This is a genomic window from Desmonostoc vinosum (assembly GCF_059505385.1).
This window is the reverse complement of the sequence record NZ_JCACKM010000143.1, coordinates 1-17,598: the sequence shown is the minus strand read 5'-3', so window position 1 is coordinate 17,598 and position 17,598 is coordinate 1. Positions and strand designations below refer to the sequence as shown.

The 17,598-nt window shown below is 42.4% G+C and carries 16 protein-coding genes and 1 pseudogene; 8 read left to right on the top strand and 9 right to left on the bottom strand.

Annotated features, from left to right (window positions below):
• A partial coding sequence (locus AC5JMF_RS20775) for a Uma2 family endonuclease (RefSeq protein WP_495797610.1) occupies positions 1-662 on the bottom strand: 662 nt, incomplete at its 3' end.
• Between the two features lie 116 nt (positions 663-778).
• On the opposite strand from AC5JMF_RS20775, the gene petP reads away from it, so the two are divergent.
• The 4 genes from petP to AC5JMF_RS20755 all read left to right on the top strand — a co-directional run bounded on the left by petP (position 779) and on the right by AC5JMF_RS20755 (position 3,767).
• Positions 779-973: a cytochrome b6f subunit PetP gene (petP, locus tag AC5JMF_RS20770; protein WP_495797609.1), complete on the top strand. Its 195-nt coding sequence runs from the start codon at positions 779-781 to the stop codon at positions 971-973.
• 73 nt (positions 974-1,046) lie between these two features.
• Complete coding sequence (locus AC5JMF_RS20765; protein WP_495797608.1) at positions 1,047-2,150, top strand: Get3/ArsA fold putative tail anchor-mediating ATPase NosAFP; 1,104 nt, start codon at positions 1,047-1,049, stop codon at positions 2,148-2,150.
• A 207-nt stretch (positions 2,151-2,357) separates the two neighbouring features.
• Positions 2,358-3,401 (top strand): chlorophyll synthase ChlG, encoded by a 1,044-nt coding sequence (gene chlG, locus AC5JMF_RS20760; protein ID WP_495797607.1) that lies wholly within the window; start codon positions 2,358-2,360, stop codon positions 3,399-3,401.
• 90 nt (positions 3,402-3,491) lie between these two features.
• Entirely contained in the window at positions 3,492-3,767 is a 276-nt protein-coding gene (locus tag AC5JMF_RS20755) for a hypothetical protein (RefSeq protein WP_495797606.1), read from the top strand.
• A 43-nt stretch (positions 3,768-3,810) separates the two neighbouring features.
• Here the strand turns inward: AC5JMF_RS20755 and AC5JMF_RS20750 are convergent, their stop codons facing one another.
• Both AC5JMF_RS20750 and AC5JMF_RS20745 read right to left on the bottom strand, forming a co-directional pair.
• Positions 3,811-4,767, bottom strand: coding sequence for an MDR/zinc-dependent alcohol dehydrogenase-like family protein (locus tag AC5JMF_RS20750; RefSeq protein WP_495797605.1), 957 nt, complete (start codon positions 4,765-4,767; stop codon positions 3,811-3,813).
• A gap of 263 nt (positions 4,768-5,030) precedes the next feature.
• Positions 5,031-5,795: a class I SAM-dependent methyltransferase gene (locus AC5JMF_RS20745; protein ID WP_495797604.1), complete on the bottom strand. Its 765-nt coding sequence runs from the start codon at positions 5,793-5,795 to the stop codon at positions 5,031-5,033.
• A gap of 869 nt (positions 5,796-6,664) precedes the next feature.
• Here AC5JMF_RS20745 and AC5JMF_RS20740 point away from each other — a divergent pair.
• On the top strand, positions 6,665-7,846 hold the full coding sequence (locus AC5JMF_RS20740; RefSeq protein WP_495797603.1) for an acyltransferase family protein: 1,182 nt from the start codon (positions 6,665-6,667) through the stop codon (positions 7,844-7,846).
• 9 nt (positions 7,847-7,855) lie between these two features.
• On the opposite strand, the gene AC5JMF_RS20735 is transcribed toward AC5JMF_RS20740, so the two are convergent.
• On the bottom strand, positions 7,856-8,662 hold the full coding sequence (locus AC5JMF_RS20735) for an inositol monophosphatase family protein (RefSeq protein ID WP_495797602.1): 807 nt from the start codon (positions 8,660-8,662) through the stop codon (positions 7,856-7,858).
• Positions 8,663-8,809: 147 nt separating this feature from the next.
• On the bottom strand, positions 8,810-10,243 hold the full coding sequence (locus AC5JMF_RS20730; protein WP_495797601.1) for a BCD family MFS transporter: 1,434 nt from the start codon (positions 10,241-10,243) through the stop codon (positions 8,810-8,812).
• A 499-nt stretch (positions 10,244-10,742) separates the two neighbouring features.
• Between AC5JMF_RS20730 and AC5JMF_RS20725 the strand changes: the two genes are divergently transcribed.
• Positions 10,743-11,693, top strand: coding sequence for an aldo/keto reductase (locus AC5JMF_RS20725; protein WP_495797600.1), 951 nt, complete (start codon positions 10,743-10,745; stop codon positions 11,691-11,693).
• Positions 11,694-11,700: 7 nt separating this feature from the next.
• On the opposite strand, the gene AC5JMF_RS20720 is transcribed toward AC5JMF_RS20725, so the two are convergent.
• Positions 11,701-12,279 carry a Uma2 family endonuclease gene (locus AC5JMF_RS20720; protein WP_495797599.1) on the bottom strand — a complete coding sequence of 193 codons (579 nt, stop codon included), beginning with the start codon at positions 12,277-12,279 and terminating at the stop codon, positions 11,701-11,703.
• A gap of 91 nt (positions 12,280-12,370) precedes the next feature.
• On the opposite strand from AC5JMF_RS20720, the gene AC5JMF_RS20715 reads away from it, so the two are divergent.
• Positions 12,371-12,532 (top strand): hypothetical protein, encoded by a 162-nt coding sequence (locus tag AC5JMF_RS20715; protein WP_495794220.1) that lies wholly within the window; start codon positions 12,371-12,373, stop codon positions 12,530-12,532.
• A gap of 199 nt (positions 12,533-12,731) precedes the next feature.
• Here the strand turns inward: AC5JMF_RS20715 and AC5JMF_RS20710 are convergent, their stop codons facing one another.
• Complete coding sequence (locus tag AC5JMF_RS20710) at positions 12,732-14,273, bottom strand: DEAD/DEAH box helicase (RefSeq protein ID WP_495797611.1); 1,542 nt, start codon at positions 14,271-14,273, stop codon at positions 12,732-12,734.
• A 112-nt stretch (positions 14,274-14,385) separates the two neighbouring features.
• Positions 14,386-15,705: a 30S ribosomal protein S12 methylthiotransferase RimO gene (gene rimO / locus AC5JMF_RS20705; protein WP_495797598.1), complete on the bottom strand. Its 1,320-nt coding sequence runs from the start codon at positions 15,703-15,705 to the stop codon at positions 14,386-14,388.
• Positions 15,706-16,544: 839 nt separating this feature from the next.
• Between rimO and btpA the strand changes: the two genes are divergently transcribed.
• Entirely contained in the window at positions 16,545-17,393 is an 849-nt protein-coding gene (gene btpA, locus AC5JMF_RS20700; RefSeq protein ID WP_495797597.1) for a photosystem I biogenesis protein BtpA, read from the top strand.
• On the opposite strand, the pseudogene AC5JMF_RS20695 reads toward btpA, so the two are convergent.
• Positions 17,382-17,598 (bottom strand): annotated as a pseudogene (locus AC5JMF_RS20695) (hypothetical protein); the annotation flags it as partial. The gene btpA and the pseudogene AC5JMF_RS20695 sit on opposite strands and share 12 nt — an antisense overlap.

Here is a 17,598-nt window from a genome sequence, read left to right as displayed (position 1 = left end):
TGTGCTTGAGACGCTTCTTGCTGTGCTTGAGACGCTTCTTGCTGTGCTTGAGACGCTTCTTGCTGTGCTTGAATAGCGGCTTCCTCTGGAGTTGGCACTAAATGGCCCTCTATTGTAAAGTAACGCAGTTTACCATTGTCTACGCCTAAATACAGACCTAGCACCTCACTCCAACGCCATCCTTTGGCATTTGGAACAATTTCTTGATACTTATTGCCTACTAATTCAAAACCTAGAAATTCTAAATCTTCTGGAGAAAACCAAAAATATTCTGGTGTATGAAATCGATTTTCATAGAGATTTTTCTTAACCTTCCGATCAATATTAGCTGTACTTTCAGAAAGTAATTCAATAATCAAATCTGGATAACGCCCATCTTCCTCCCAAAGTACCCAAGAACTACGAGGTCGCTTTTCGGTGTCCTTTACCAAGAAAAAATCTGGGCCACGAAAATCCCGATTTCGTAACTGCTGACGGCTAAAATAAATTGTCAAATTCGCACCAATAAAAAAATCATTGCGATCGCGCCATAACCATTCTAAACAAGTTACTAGCAGTAGTAACTGCATATAATGCAACGAAGTTTCCATCTCTGGCTCATCACTTAACAACCGAGTTGCATCGGGCATCTGTTGTTCTAGCTGTTGCGCTGTGACAAACATGGGTCTGTACCTGCTTGGTTGTTGATCTAATTTTAAGCTGTTGAGTCATTAAACTGTGACCGATGAGTCACGGATTCAGCTACACTGAGACTTGGTTTATTGCATTGTAATTTGGCATGGAAATCGGACAGAAGGTTAAGGTTTTTCGTTTGCGCGATCGCGTATCTTCCCCTGTTGTGAAAAGATTAGGACAAGTTGGTACCATCCAAGGTTACAAAATGACTGATGGTAGCGGTGTTGGTGTAGTGGTACGATTTGACGACAACTTTACTACATGGTTTTTTGAAGATGAACTCAAACCAATGCAGTAGGCAGAAGTTGAGAGTATTTGTTGAGTGCTAAGTTGGAGTTGAAAAGCTCAGCGGTGAAAATAGGAATCAAGTAATGGCCCTAATACTGACATTTTTGGGCAAAAGTGGCATCGCTCGTACAAAAATTGCGATCGCTGCCGCCAAATTATTGGCAAGCCAAGGCAAGCGCGTACTTCTAGCAGGACTTGCAGAACCAACATTTCAAATCTTGCTAGATACACCCATTGCTACTGACCCCCAACAAATCGCTCCCAATTTGCAAGTCGTCCAGTTTCAAGCATCTGTACTACTAGAACGCAACTGGGAGGAAGTGAAAAAACTTGAGGCGCAATACCTCCGTACGCCTATTTTTAAGGAAGTGTATGGTCAAGAACTAGTAGCATTACCAGGAATGGACAGCGCCCTTGCTCTCAATGCTATCCGCGAATATGATGCCAGTGGTAAATATGATGCGATCGTCTTCGATAGCACAGGTGACTCTTCCGCACTGCGGATGTTAGGAATGCCAGAGTCTCTGAGCTGGTATTTCCGGCGATTTCGGCAACTGTTTATTAACTCAGACTTGGGTAAAACAATTTCGGAATCACCTTTGATTCAACCGCTGATCAGCACTTTTTTCAATATCAACTGGACGGCAGATAATTTCGCCCAACCGACCAATCAAGTCAATAATTTTTTAGAAAAGGGTAAAGCTGCCCTCGCTGACCCTAAACGTATCGCTGCCTTTTTGGTAACTACACAAGACCCAATCGATGTGGCAAGTACCCGCTACTTATGGGGTAGCGCTCAACAAATCGGTCTAACTGTTGGCGGCGTTATCCTTGTATCCTCATCAGGTACAAACGCTAATCTGTCCGAAGACTTCACACCTCTACCTGTGAGCGTAGTTCCAGACCTGTCAACAAGCGACTGGCAACCACTACTCAATGCCCTACCCAATTTTGAGGCACAAGCACTACAAGCTCCCCAACCCATTGAAATTGATCTCCACAATCGCCAGGTACGTCTATTCTTGCCGGGGTTTGACAAAAAGCAGGTCAAACTCACCCAGTATGGGCCAGAAGTCACTATAGAAGCAGGAGATCAACGGCGTAATCTTTCTCTACCTCCGGCTTTGAGTGGTAGACCTGTAACTGGAGCCAAGTTTCAGAGTAGTTATTTGGTAATTTCGTTTTAAGTAATGGGACTGGGGATTGGGGACTGGGGACTGGGGATTGGGGACTGGGGACTGGGGACTGAGGACGGGGGACTGGGAAGGAGATATAGTTATAAACTCTTTAATCCTTAATCCTTAATACCAAATACTCAATCCCTAATACCAAATACCCAATCCCCGATACCCAATCCCTGATACCTAATCCCCAATCCCCTTTAATTAAAACTTATGTCTGAATCAACTCCGATTAACCCATCTAACCCAACTGAGGCATTAGACTCAGCAGAAGTTAATGTCATCCCAGAAGTAACAGACGCAGTTGCTCGCAGTGCGAAAACTAGACAGCTGCTAGGAATGAAAGGTGCAGCACCCGGAGAAACTTCTCTGTGGAAAATTCGGTTGCAACTGATGAAGCCGATCACTTGGATACCCTTAATTTGGGGTGTAGTTTGTGGTGCAGCTTCTTCTGGTGAATTTACTTGGACACTGGAAAATGTATTGAAGTCGGCGGCTTGTATGTTACTGGCTGGGCCAGTGATGACAGGTTACACCCAAATTCTCAATGATTACTATGATCGCGAAATCGATGCCATCAATGAACCCTATCGCCCTATTCCTTCAGGGGCAATTTCTTTACCCCAAGTAATTACGCAAATTTGGGTATTACTTTTATCTGGGTATGCTCTGGCGTTTATTCTCGATTTGTGGGCTGGTCATACATTCCCCACTATTACAGCGATCGCACTCATCGGCTCTTTCATAGCATACATCTATTCTGCACCCCCGCTGAAACTTAAGCAAAATGGCTGGTTGGGTAGTTATGCCTTGGGTGCCAGCTATATTACTCTACCTTGGTGTACAGGACATGCCTTGTTTGGCGACTTGAGTCCCACCATTGTCATTCTGACAATGTTCTACAGCTTAGCTGGATTAGGAATTGCGATTGTCAATGACTTTAAGAGTGTCGAAGGCGATCGCCAGTTAGGATTAAACTCATTACCTGTTGTATTCGGTATCACCACCGCCGCCTGGATTTGTGTAGTTATGATTGACTTATTTCAAGGATTGATTGCCGCTTATCTAGTTATCATCCATGAGAATTTGTATGCCGCAATCCTTGTATTGTTAATTATCCCCCAAATCACCTTACAGGACATGTATTTCTTACGTGATCCTATAAGCAATGATGTAAAGTATCAAGCTAGCGCTCAACCTTTCCTCGTTTTAGGAATGCTCGTCACTGGTTTAGCGCTAGGACATGCTGGTATTTAATTAGGGGTTTAAGAAATTATAAATTGGGATTTAGGAGATAATATAACTTCTAAATCCCAATTTATATCAAGACAAACTGTGCTAGAACTGATGTCTTTGCTTTTTCATGAAATTCAACCCTTTTTAGTCCTTATTTGCTTTATTGCAGCTTGGAGTATCACAATTCTCGCTGTTTGGAGTCTCTGGAGTGCAGCGCGAGACAGTGTTACCACAGCAAAACAAATGCACCAAATCCCCTGTACTGGCTGCCAATTTTTTACCGACAACTACCGTCTCAAATGCACCGTACATCCCTCTATCGCCAACACCGAAGATGCCATCGATTGTTTGGACTATCAACCAAAGACGAATCCTTATTTGTATTAATGGGGAGCAAGTGGTGTAGTGGGGAGTGGGAAATGACAAATGACTATTGACTAATCTCTAACAAAACCTTTAATACACCTCGACTTTGAGCGCACTCAAAAGCGGCAAGTCCATCTTGAAGGGGGTAGCTTGCATGAATAAGAGGTTGTACATCCACTTGTCCTTGGGCTAACAGTTGCAGTGCTGGGGCAAAAGGGCCACAACGGGAGCCAATGAGAGTAATTTCATCTACTACCAAAGAGGAAGCATCTAAATTAAGTTTGCCAGCATAGGTACTTTTAAGCACTAGCGTGCCACGAGGACGTAAGGCACGACGAGCGATCGCAAATCCCTCCGGATTACCTGTACACTCAACTGAGATATCATAAGTTCTGTCTTTAACAGCATCAGCTAAACCAGTTTTAATACCTCGTGCCTCTAGGTTGGCAAGTTTATCTCGATGACGCCCTACTACCAAAAGTTCACAGCCAGTTAAAGCTAGTGTCTGTGCTACCAACTGCCCCAATTTACCATCTCCCACTACCAGCACCCGGTCATCTGAAGACAACGATACTTGCTGCTGAATTTCTAAAGCTGCTGCTACAGGTTCGGTAAAAGTAGCTACTTCTGTTGGCACATTATCAGGTACAAGATGCAGATTTTCTACTGGTAGACAAAGATAGTCGGCAAAAGCTCCGTGACGGTTAACAATGCCAAGAACAGTACGGTTTTCGCAATGAGTCGATTGTCCACCCTGACAAAATCGACAATGCCCACAAACAGCGTTTATTTCACCGACTACACGCTGGTTAACTAAATATTCTGGCCCTTGTTCAACAACACCAACAAATTCGTGACCAAGAATACCAGTGTATGGATAGTAGCCTCTGAGTAATTCTAGGTCAGTGTTACAAATACCTGCACGCAAGACGCGCACCAGAGCCTCCCCTGCTGGCGGTTCGGGGATAGAAATATCTGTGCGTAGTTGCAATTGGTTATTTTCGAGCCAAAGTCCTTTCATCGCCATTTCCAGGAGAGAGCAGTTGTATACCGAACTAAACGGGTATAGTATAGCAACTTCTACCAAGCAAGGCCAGCGATTAATAAATTGATGCTTTTAACAAGTTTATAAACTCATAGTGGTGTGTCATCATAAATTCCTGAATTTTCTGATAATCGCTAATTAACTATCAGAAATCACACTATTTTTGTTTGCACAAAATACAGAACAATTAAAAATCGAATTAAAGACAAAGTAATGAAATATATTCTCTACTTTTATCCCTAATTTTTGCCAGCAATTATTGATTTGATTCCATGCTTTACCTGAACAAGAATATCTTTAGTAGTTTCTTGATATTTAACAGTGTATATTTTGCGTTCAGAAGTCGTTTTTTTCGCAACTGCCCATCCACTATCTGGATATACTATCAAATCCGAATAATTGGGATGTTGCTTAACAAGAAGCTCAAAAACTTCTTTTATATGAGGTATAGTTCTTTCTACTTCCGATAGATGACGGTGAGTAATTCCATCAGTTACATTTCTCTTTTCATCAACGCTAGTATACGTCCACTCATAATCATCAAATATTATCCAGCCATTATCTTTAAGCAATTTATCTACTAGAAAAAAAGTGAATCCATCAATAACCCAGTTTTTAGGGCCATCAATAATACACAAATTATATTCTGGTTGACAAATATCATTTATTGTCTGTCTTTTAATTTCATCATGCAAAAACCATGTATAGCCTGTTTGCATACGAACAATTTGTACAAAATTCTCTAAACCAGCTTTTGCTAATTGTTCTTCTGGTGATGGACTAAATGATGATTTTGCTTCAAGTAAATCAACTGATGTTATTTTGCCGGTGCCAAGCTCATCCAAGGCAGCAGCCATGTAACATGTTGCGGTACCATGTGCTATTCCTAATTCGAGAATATTTGTCAGTTTCTCACTGATAATCAAATCGTACAAATACTTTGCATTTTTAATGTCGATGAAAGGTACCCCTTCCACTATTTGGCTAATTTTGTCAAATTTCATAATTTTTCCTTTATGTACAGTACAGTTATTTGCTCTCAAACAGCAAACAAAACTGATGTGTATAGTACAGTTATTCGCTATCAAATACAAGTAGTGTTAATAATTTTACTCCCCCTGCCTTCCCTGCTCCCTCTGCTTACCACTTGTATCAATTTTAAAGTGAAACGGTATTAGGAGTGGTTCTCTTAGTTTTCACATATTTACTAGGATTTCTTCAAGCAGAAAAGTTACAACAATCACCTTGTAAATTTCTAGAGCAGTAAAGCTTGTAGTTGAGTTTACTAACCTTAAGCTTATACACAAATAGTGGATCAGCGGAGAATACCAGTAATTGTGAAGCTTACAAAAAGTTAAATTACTTTAGATACTCTAGTTTTATTTTTGCAAATCTGAGGATAAATCCTGTACTGACCTATATCTTGACATATTTTTAATCTGCAATCCTAAAGTAAGTTTTATAAATTTTTGATGAATTCTCTACTATTGGTGTTGCTATTTGCTGATGCTACTGTCAGTATACTTAAAGTAACTTAACACTTTAATTTTACGAAAAAATACAAAATGAAAGAGTAAACTTATACTCTTTTTTTTAGTTTTTTATACTGAGCCTAATCATGATAGTGATAAGCTGCCATTGATTAAGCTTTACGTAGCATTGGCGTTTTAAGAGTGTTGATTAATTACCTAATACAAGACGTCGAGGTACGGGTGATTTTACGCAAAGATGTACATCTAATCTCGTAGTTTTGCCAAATAGCAATGCAGGCAAGACCAGGTGTGTAAACGAGAAAAGTCCTCTATGCCGGAAAGTTGGCAACTTAATTTAGAGGTATAGAGCTTCTAATTTATAACAAATACTGCTAACTATCATGAAGAAACTATTATTTATAGATGCCTTGCGTGGCATTGCAGTTTTAGGTGTTTTAATCTGCCACACATCGGGAAATATGGAATTGTGGAGGGTTTTGGGAGACCATCACCTAACTCCATGGGTTTTTCGGATAGCAGGAAACGGAGCGCGAGGCGTACAACTTTTCTTTATAGTAAGCGCTTTTACTTTGTGCTTATCTTATGAGCGTCGAAGAAAAGAGAAAAATGTCTTACTCAACTTTTTTATCCGGCGCTTTTTCCGTATAGCTCCTTTATTTTATTGCGGCTTTTTACTATACACTGTCAACCCAATTCTGTTTGAAAATAAAGAAATACCATCCTTATTATATATAATTTCAACACTTACATTTACACATAGTTGGCATCCATATTGGATTAGTGGGACAAGCACACTTGTACCAGGAGGGTGGTCAATTGCGGTTGAAATGTCTTTTTATCTCTTATTTCCTTTTTTATTTAGCCAGATTAGATCGCTCAAGCAAGCAATTTATGCAACAATCGGTTCGCTTTTAGTTAGTAGAGTCATATATTTTATCTTAAATTCCCACCCTTTGATTGATAATCAAAAACAGTGGCAGAGATTTCTCTTTTTTTGGTTGCCTAATCAACTACCAATATTTTTTATTGGTTTTATCTTCTATTTCATTTTTCGTAAGTTGCGCTTAAGTACTGTTAATTTTGATGAAAAGCAATCGGTTGAATTACGCCGAGGGAAGTTTATTATCGAACTATTGTTAGCAGTTTCTATTATCTTACTTGCGGTTATTCCTTTTCTTCATCTTCTTCCTGTTTTGAAAAGGCTAATACCTACTTTAATACCTATACATTTCGCTTATGGATTGGATTTTCTTTTATTAGCAATTTGTCTCAGTATATATCCGTCTCGCTTGCTAGTAAATCGATTTTTTTGCTTTCTAGGCACTATTAGCTTTAGTGCTTACATAACCCACTTTTATGTACTTCGTTTAGTTAATCGTGCTTTGCAAGGATTACACTTAAACAATATTCTGCCTGAACTTTATTTGATAATATTAACAGGTTTGACTTTAGCTGGAACGATAATTGTTTCTTACTTATCTTACAGATTAATAGAAGTACCAGGGCAAGCGCTAGGGCGTAAGTTAATTCTTTCTCTTGAAGCAAAAAAATTAGCAACCTGAATTAAGAATTTAAATTTTTAAACCTTCGAGAAACGGTGTAAATACTGAAACCAACTCTGGACGGCTGACAGCAAGGGTAGGGAAAGAGCGATCGCTATAATCTTCCCCTGGCGACAAAGCAAATGGCTCAGACTTGAGCGATAGCCAAACACCACCTGCCGCCTGGACAATTACCCAAGCCCCAGCCAAATCCCAAACTTTTGGTGTCGCTTCAATACCACCCAGAGTTGCACCAGTTGCCACAGTCAGGAAGTTATAGCTAGCTACACCTAACATCCGAATTTTACAGGGAAAGCCGTTTTTGATCACTGCGGTACTGCGAGAACAAAGGTTAAAAAAGTGATTGTTGCTAGGTGCATCTGTGCTGGTATGAATGGGGCGGTGATTGAGAAATGCTCCTGTTGGTACTGTTAAGTCAGATGAGCCTGCCCAGAAACCATGAAAAGCTTGAGCTAATGGTGGTACATAGACGTAACCAAAAATCGGTATACCTTGATATAGCAAGCCCAATGAAATCGACCAGATCGGAATACCCCGTGTAAAGTTGGTTGTACCATCCAAGGGGTCAATTACCCAGCACCATTCTGTACCAGGAAAAGAACGTTCGCCTTCTTCGCTCAAAATGCCATAACCCGAGAAACTAGAAGCGATCGCATCTCGAATTTCCTGATCTGCCCATTTATCTGCCTGCGTCACCAAACTACCATCAGCTTTTTGCAAAGCTTGCACCTGCCCAAAATCCTGCATTAACTGCGTTCCCACTCTGGTAGTGGTAGCTTGGGCAAAATCGAGAACCGTTGTCCAAAAATCAGTCATTTAAAAAATGGGGAATGGGGAGTAGGGAACAATGCTGAACAGAGAATCCGCTCAAAAACAGGCTTTTTCCTTCTACCTCCTGCCTCCCGGTTACTGAGCGTAGCGTCTTTGACAAGAGAAGTGCTGTCTTTTGCGTTCTACTTATTATCAATCTAAATCACTTTCCAAAACAGAAGCGATCGCTTGTTTGGTACTCGTTTGAAATTCTGCCACATTCACTCGATTCAAGAACCCAATCGACAGCACCATCCCCACGGCTTCTAGGGCAAATACCAAACCATAAGCTAGTTCCAAACTCGGTAGTATCCGGCGACCAATATCCAAAACGGTACCACCTACGACCACTGCCACCCCCCTAGAGATAGACTGCGCTAATCCCCATGCCCCAATGAATGTACCTGCTGCTTCGGCTGCTGTGAGATCTAGCATCAAGCTAATTGCTGCTGTAGTTAGAAAACCAGTAGCTAAACCGAATAAAACTAAACCCAGCTTCAGGAAAGCTGGATTAGCTGTGAATCCGGAAATACCTAGCAATGCTGCACATAATGCTACCAACATACAACCTAGACGGGCGCTTTTGCGCTTACCCAAACGCGGCACAATCAAAAAGCCTGCTACAGCATAGGCAATTAGCAGACCAACACCATAATAAACGTTCAACTTGGTGCTTTCTGCCAAAGGCATTTTAAACACTTGACCAGCATAAGGCTCTAAAACAGGGTCTTGCATAAATAAGCAAAGTGTCATCACCACTAAAAAGGTGAAAAATAAACCTGTTTGTCGACTTGCTGTTAAGATTTTCCAAGCAGCCCCTAGGGTAATGCTGTCTTCTCGATTGATTAGTGTGGAACGGCTGGAATAAAGAGAGTACTTTTTCTCCACGCCCAATGTCGCGACGATCGCCAGCCCAAATACAATTGCTGGAACGACAATAAATAATCTATTGACTGCTGCTTGCAAGGTTTCTACAGTAGCTTCTGGTGTTAATTGCTTGAGCAAGCTAGAACTAATAATTGCTCCGACAATAATGCCCACCATCAGCATTGACCAAACCACACCCACAACTTTGGAACGGTTGTCTTCTTCAGATACATCTACTAATAAAGCCGCAAAGGCAGTACCGCTAGCACAAATTGCTAAACCATATACTGCAAAAATTAAGGATAAAAGAGCTGTCCAGCCGATAGTTTGGATTGTCCATGTCCAGCCACCTGCACTAGTAACCGCACTATTTAACTGCCACATTGCTTGTACAGCCAAAAAAGCTGCGATCGCAAATATTGCTGCTCCCACCCAAACATAAGCTGTACGATGGTATCCCCATAACGGCTTGGCATCGGATATTTGACCGAACCAAACGCGAGAAGGAGCAACAAATAAAGGCAGTGCTAACACCACTGCTACCAGTGCCGCCGGAATCGCTATTTCTTGAATCATGACTCTGTTAAGTACCCCCAGAGTCAAGATAGACATCATGGCCAAACCCATTTGAAATAAGCCCAGCCGGAACATAGTCAACAGATTTACCCTTGGTATTCCAAGGGATTTTGTGTCGGTATCAAATAAATCACCGCTTGCCATAACTACTTTTTGTATGGTTTCTCAAAAACAGTCTCTCTTTAATTAAAGATAAACTGTTTGATAAAACTAAAATCTCATTTTCTAATTCAGGGCTTTTCGTGTAACATAATTAGATTAAATACGACTAGCCTTGACAAGGGCTAATTAATTATCATTAGTTAGCCCTACTTTGTGTTGCTAATACTGGTTGTATGATTGGCGATCGCTATCTAGATATAGCATTCACACCCAACTATTTTCAAATTGACTAAGGTTATCAGGGATATGGAAGAAATATTAAACCTATACTGTAAACAAGATTTCTAATGTTGACAGTGTTATTAAACAAATACTTACCATTGTTTTATGGAAATTCAACCAAACGGTAATTTTGAATTCCATAAAGTAGAAGAACAAGATACTGAATAACTGGATGAGTCAGTATTAATTAAGTACACTTTTTATTTGTAACGCTACACTAAAAAAGTAAAGAAATGTAAATGAATCAAATTTTGCCAACATGGAAACAGTCTCATTGGGGCAAAATGGCCCAACTGTTACACCGCTTTGCTTAGGAACTTGGGCTTGGGGTGATAAACTTTTTTGGAATTATGGCGATGGCTACGGTCAAGAACAGTTGCAAGAAGCTTTTACAGCTGCTTTAGAGGTTGGTGTTACCTTCTTTGACACTGCGGAAATTTACGGGCTGGGACAATCAGAAAAATTTTTGGGTCAATTCTTGCAACAGACACAACAATTGGTGCAAATTGCCACGAAATTCGGCCCTCTGCCGTGGCGATTTACAAGTCAATCAGTCTCTGATGCCTTAACAGAAAGCCTCAAACGCTTGCAACTAAATAAAATTGACCTCTATCAAGTGCATTGGCCATTCGCATTTTTGATGAGTCAACAAACATTGATGAATGCCCTGGCCGATGAGGTGAAACGTGGCAGAATTGCAGCAGTTGGCGTTAGTAATTACTCAGCACAACAAATGCAAGAGGCGCACCACATCTTGGCATCTCGTGGCGTACCTTTGGCTGTCAACCAGGTGCGTTATTCTTTGCTGACTCGCCAAATTGAAAGCAATGGTATTCTCAAAACTGCTCGTGAGTTGGGTGTAACAATCTTGGCTTATAGTCCTTTAGCGCAAGGGTTACTTACAGGCAAGTACAAAATTGATCAGACTGAAATCCCAAGTGGTGCAAGAAAGATTGATCCACGATTTAGTAAAGAAGGCTTGCAAAAGATTGAACCAGTAATATCTTTATTACGCAAGTTGGGAGAAAATTACGATCGCACACCCGCCCAAGTTGCTCTCAACTGGTTAATTGCTCAAGGTAACGTGATTCCCATCGCGGGAGTTAAAACAGCCCAGCAGGTAAAACAAAATGCCGGCGCTTTGGGTTGGAGATTAAGCGATGCCGAAATTAGCGAACTAGAAAAAGTCAGCCGTCCTTGGCTGTATTAATTCTGAATTACTCAAACACAGGGGGCCACAGTTCTGATACTGTTAGCTCCCAACCTGGTAATAAATCTGGTAGTGTCAGCTTGTTGTCATCTTGTAAGACTACTGGTTCTTGGTTGAGCCGATAAACTGTTAGCGTTAATTTGTCAGGGTCAATCAAAATACCAACCAAGCATCCAAGTTGTAGAAAGATCTGAATTTTTTCTACCAATGGTTTAATGCGGTCTGATTTAGATTTAATCTCTACCATCAAATCAGGTACCAATTCTACAAAATCGCGCTGGCTTTTTTTGAGTCTATCAGCCTGAACAAAAGATACATCGGGAGCGCGGAGGTTGCGTTTTTCACTATCACCTCCTGTTCCATTTTCAGTTTCTAATGTCGGCAAAATAAAACCAGCACTAGAACCAGTTACTCGTCCTAATTTTCGTGGGCGTACCCAGTTACCAAGTAATCGGATTAACTCAGCACCTATCTCTTCGGAAACATAATCAGATGGGCCCATAACAACGATATTCCCATCTACTAGTTCCATCTGCCATTCTGGATGCTCTGCTTGCAGTTGCTCTAAATCTGAAATAGTGAACATAAGACCACGGAAAATGCGTCTGTATCTATGTTCGTACAAAAAGCCAAAAAGTCAGGAGTCCAAATTCTTGAACTCTTGACTAATAGACCTCTTGCAAAAGTCGGATACTCGCCAGAAAATAAATTTTCTGGCTGATAACTCAAGTCGGTTTCAACCGACTAATAACAGTATTTTTAGTCCGTTTCAACGGACTTTTGCTATTAGGCAGAGACTTGAGTCTCTGACGGTTCAAGTATTTTTGCAAGAAGTCTAATGACTAATAGACTTCTTGCAAAAATCCTAATTACAGTTTCTTTGCGCGGCAGTTGTTACAACGGGGGGAAACCCAGCAAAGCAGTGTCTCCCAACACACTGCCTTGCCTTTGCATGTTAGCGTTCGCGGAGCGTCTCGTAGAGAAGCGGGGCGTAGCCCCGCAAAAAAAGATTTACGCAAGAGGTCTAATGACTAATGACTAAGAAGCCGATTCTCTAGCTGTATGTGAACCTAACTTTTGATTGGTAGATGTCACCGAAGTATCACGGCGGCCTGTCCTTAGCTTGGGCTTGGGAGTAGCACGTCTTTCTTCTTCGCTATTGTTAGTATCCGATTTTACCCAAGAAGAACGGGGACGATCGCCGCTTGACTCACGCCGCTTCATCAATTTGGGTTTGGGAGTGGAATTTGGGTCTTCTTGAGGAATGTCGATATCTGATTGCAGCCACGCCGGACGAGTTTGATCGTAAGCGATTTGGAGTGCGGCAGCGGCGATCGCTTGAGCATCGTATTTTTCAATTAGTTCGCTGACAATCGGTAAGAATGAAGCTAGACGTTCGCCTGTGAGCGCTTCTCCCACCTGTTCTTGCAACTTGAGAATATGCCGCGCTTCAATTTGTGCCCTTGTGGGAATTGAAAGCAATTGCCAACTTTGGCGGTTGTGGCGTTCAAATGCCTGCTGCTTGCGTCGCTCAAAGGGTTGTACAAGAGAAATTGCTGTTCCCTCTTTACCTGCTCGACCAGTACGACCGATGCGGTGGACGTAGGTTTCTACGCTATCAGGTAGGTCGTAGTTGATCACGTGGGATAATTGATCGACATCCAGCCCTCTTGCCGCAATATCAGTTGCTACCACCCAGCGCACTTGACGATTGCGGAATCTGCTTAATAAGCGCTCCCGTGCTTGCTGCGACAAGTCACCGTGGTATTCATCGACACTATGACCTGCCGATTGCAATTGATTGGTGAGTTCTGCAGCGGTACGTCTGGTACGGACAAAGATTAACGCCGATTCTGGGTCTTCCATTTCCAAAATTGGCTGTAAGGCTTTGGCTTTTGTCCAGTGGCGAGGGATGAGGTAAGCTACCTGATTGATTTTGTTGGGTGCAGCTTTGGGTTGCTCAACTGTGACTGTAGCAGGCGATCGCAAAAACTTGTTTACCAATTGGCGAATTGATGGCGGCATTGTCGCCGAGAATAAAGCTGTTTGCCGATCTTCGGGTGCTTGGGACAAGATTTTGATCACGTCATCGATAAAGCCCATGCTTAACATTTCATCAGCTTCATCTAAGACAAACCACTTAACTTGGTCAAGCTTGAGACACCCCCGATCTAGCAAGTCTATAACTCGTCCTGGTGTACCCACAACTATGTGAACACCGCGCTTGAGTTGTAAGATTTGGCGGTCAATTGATTGACCACCGTAGATTGCTAACACTCGTAATCCATCGTCACCGATAAATTGCGAGATCGCATCGTGAACTTGCATCGCTAATTCACGAGTTGGCGTTAAAACTAGGGCTTGTACAGACCTTTGATAAACATCCAGCCGCTCTAAAATCGGTAGTGAAAAAGCCGCTGTTTTACCTGTACCAGTCTGGGATTGACCTACGACATCACGACCTGCTAACAGTTGGGGAATTGCTTGAGCTTGGATGTTAGTTGGTGTGGAAAAGCCAATTTTTTCTAGTTGCTCGACGCGCTCTTGTGAAATACCTAGTTCTTGAAACGAAAGACTCATCAAATCTCCTAAGATTTTATTTGGGATTTTTGGATTAGTCATTAGTCATTAGTCATTAGTTATTAGTTATTGGTTTTTAACAAAGGACAAAGGACGAATGACAAAGAACAATTTAGTTATTGACAACTTGACCATAGAGGTCATATGCATCAGCATGGGCGATCGCTACTGGCACAATGGTTCCTAACTTGGCCCCACCCATTACATAGACCTGACCATCGACTTCTGGAGAAAATCTACCTGAACGACCAATTAATTCACCACTTTCAGGGTTTTCTTGCTCTATCAGGACATCAACGATTTTGCCTACTTCTTGTTGATTTTTCTTATAAGAAATTGGCTGTTGGAGTGCCATGAGTTGCTCTCGGCGCTCAATCATCACTTCTTGAGGCAACTGATTTGGTAATTTATATGCAGGAGTTTCTTCCTCTTTTGAAAAGGTAAATACGCCCACATGATCGAACTCATGCCGCTGGACAAACTTTAGTAGATGTTCAAAATGTGCTTGGGTTTCACCAGGGAAGCCAACGATAAATGTTGTCCGCAACACTGCTGATGGTAACGCCATCTTGATCCGCTCGATAATCCCATCATTTACACGCCCTTGCCAAGGACGGTTCATGGAGCGGAGAATTTCTGGATGGGAATGTTGTAAAGGTAAATCCAAGTACGGTAAGACATTTGGCGTTTCTTGAATAGCCGCTATGACATCTGGGGTCAGTCCGGTAGGATAAGCGTAATGCATCCGAATCCAGGGTATATCTACTTTGCCCAAAGCACGCAGTAATTCAACTAACTTTGGTTGACCGTAAATATCTAGACCGTAATTAGTTGTGATTTGAGAAATCAGAATGATTTCTTGGACACCTTGAGCAGCTAAATGTTGGGCTTCTACCACTATTGATTCAATAGTACGCGATCGCTGGTTCCCTCTTAACAAAGGAATAATACAAAACGCACAGCGATAATCACACCCCTCAGCAACTCGCAGGTAAGCCACACCTTCTGTTGTAGTACGGTAGCGCGGTGTAGTTTCGTCAGCAATGTAGGTTGGTTCAATACTAACTTGTTTAACCCGCTCTCCTTGCTCTACCCGCTCAATGACATTGACGATTTTATGATAGTCACCTGAACCTACTACCGCCACTGCTTCGGGCAACTCTTCCAATAATTGCTCTTGAAAGTGTTGCGCCATGCAACCAGTGATGACGATTTTTTTATTCGCTTCAGCTAGTTCTACCAAAGCTTTGACAGATTCAACTCTTGCTGCTTCGATAAAACTACAAGTATTAACGATAACGTAATCCGCTAACTCTTCATTTGTGTCTACACTATAACCTGCTTCTACCAGCAGCCCTAACATGTGTTCTGTATCAATTCGGTTTTTCTCGCAGCCTAGGTGAGAAATTGTAATTGTTGGCTTATCACCCATATCTTGAAAAAATCTTTGGTTTCCTTCTTGTAGTCCAACATTTAAACGCTGGCTCCGTCGTAGTTGTTATCTATACTTTCATGAGAACAGAATTCATGGCAGATGATCACTGTCAGCAACTACCCACAAACATGCAACCCTACCAATAATAGAGATAGAGGTCATGTTATGATATCCTTGATCTCTCTGTTTCCCAGGGTAAAGCAAAGTGTCTTTAGATAAAATCGACACTTATAATATTTTTTAACAATTCGCCTATTGGTATTTTACATTACCGCAGCGTTTGCGTTGTTAATTTACCCATCGGGAAGCTGCCCAAAAGGCTTGTTGTTGAGAAGTCGCTACCCTCAGGGAAATCGCGCTCGCGGCTACGCCTGTAAAGCAATAATGCTACTCTGGCGTCCAGACCGACCCTGCGACTAGACGCAGATCTCAAGACCTGAACTACAGAAAGCTGCCTCGCGTCTTGTGAGTGGCAAACTCCTCTTGTGCCAGGTTTTATCTTAACATATCTTATGGAAGGTTTGATGCCAATTTCCATCTTAGGATGGAGGCAGTAAACCGAACAGTATAAACAAATTAGTCCTTAGTCATTAGTCATTAGTCATTAATGAGAGGGAACAGGGAACTCTTAACAGGGAAAATAAGCCACCCAGTATATTAAGTGGAGTTTCTACCGACCTTGGGAAACAAAGATTATTTCGCGCCACAAGGGGCGCTCTTCTCCTATCAAAGACGCTTCGCGAATGCAGCGCCGTTTTAAACCTTGATTTCCTTTCGTAAAACGATTGTAGGCTCTGGGCTAGTGAACTCTGGACTCCGCAAAGCGGTTTAAAGACGTGGACTTATATCAGCTATTTAAAACTCGAACACCGATCATTGGTGTGGTTCATCTGCTACCCCTGCCTACCTCACCCCGTTGGGGGGGTAGCTTGAAAGCGGTGATTGACCGTGCCGAACAAGAAGCCGCAGCCCTCGCAAGCGGAGGGGTTGATGGCATCATAGTAGAGAATTTTTTTGACGCGCCGTTTACCAAAAATCAAGTTGATCCAGCAGTTGTAAGTGCTATGACTGTGGTGGTACAGCGGATACAAAATTTAGTCACTTTGCCTGTGGGCTTAAATGTTTTGCGAAACGACGCCAAAAGTGCGATGGCGATCGCCAGTTGTGTAGGGGCACAATTTATTCGCGTTAACGTCCTCACAGGGGTAATGGCAACTGATCAGGGATTGATTGAAGGAGAAGCCCATCAATTACTTCGCTATCGCCGAGAATTAGGCAGTGATGTCAAAATTTTGGCTGATGTATTAGTAAAACACGCCCGTCCTTTAAGTTCCCCAAATCTGACAGTTGCCGTGAAAGATACAATCGAAAGGGGCTTAGCAGACGCCGTAATTTTATCTGGCTGGGCCACTGGTAGCCCTCCCAACTTGGAAGACTTGGAATTAGCTTGTGGCGCAGCAGGTAATATCCCCGTATTTATCGGTAGTGGAGCCAATTGGGAAAATATTGCTACACTGATGCAGTCCGCAAACGGTGTCATTGTTTCCAGTTCCTTAAAACGTCAAGGACGAATTGAGCAACCAATTGACCCAATTCGCGTCAGTCAATTTGTCGAAGCCACTCGCCGGAGTTGGAACTCCAAAAGCGAGAGTAAATCTATGCCGTCAGTGAAGTTACATTCGTAGGGAGTGGGGAGTAGGGAGATGTGGTTCGACTCCGCTCACCAACCGTGAGATGAGGGAGTGAGGGGACGCACGGACGCACAGACGCGGGGACACGGGGACACGGGGACGCGGAGAATAATCAATGACAATTCCCCATTCCCCATTCCCCATTCCCCATTCCCCAGTCCCCAGTCCCCAGTCCCCAGTCCCCAGTCCCCAGTCCCCA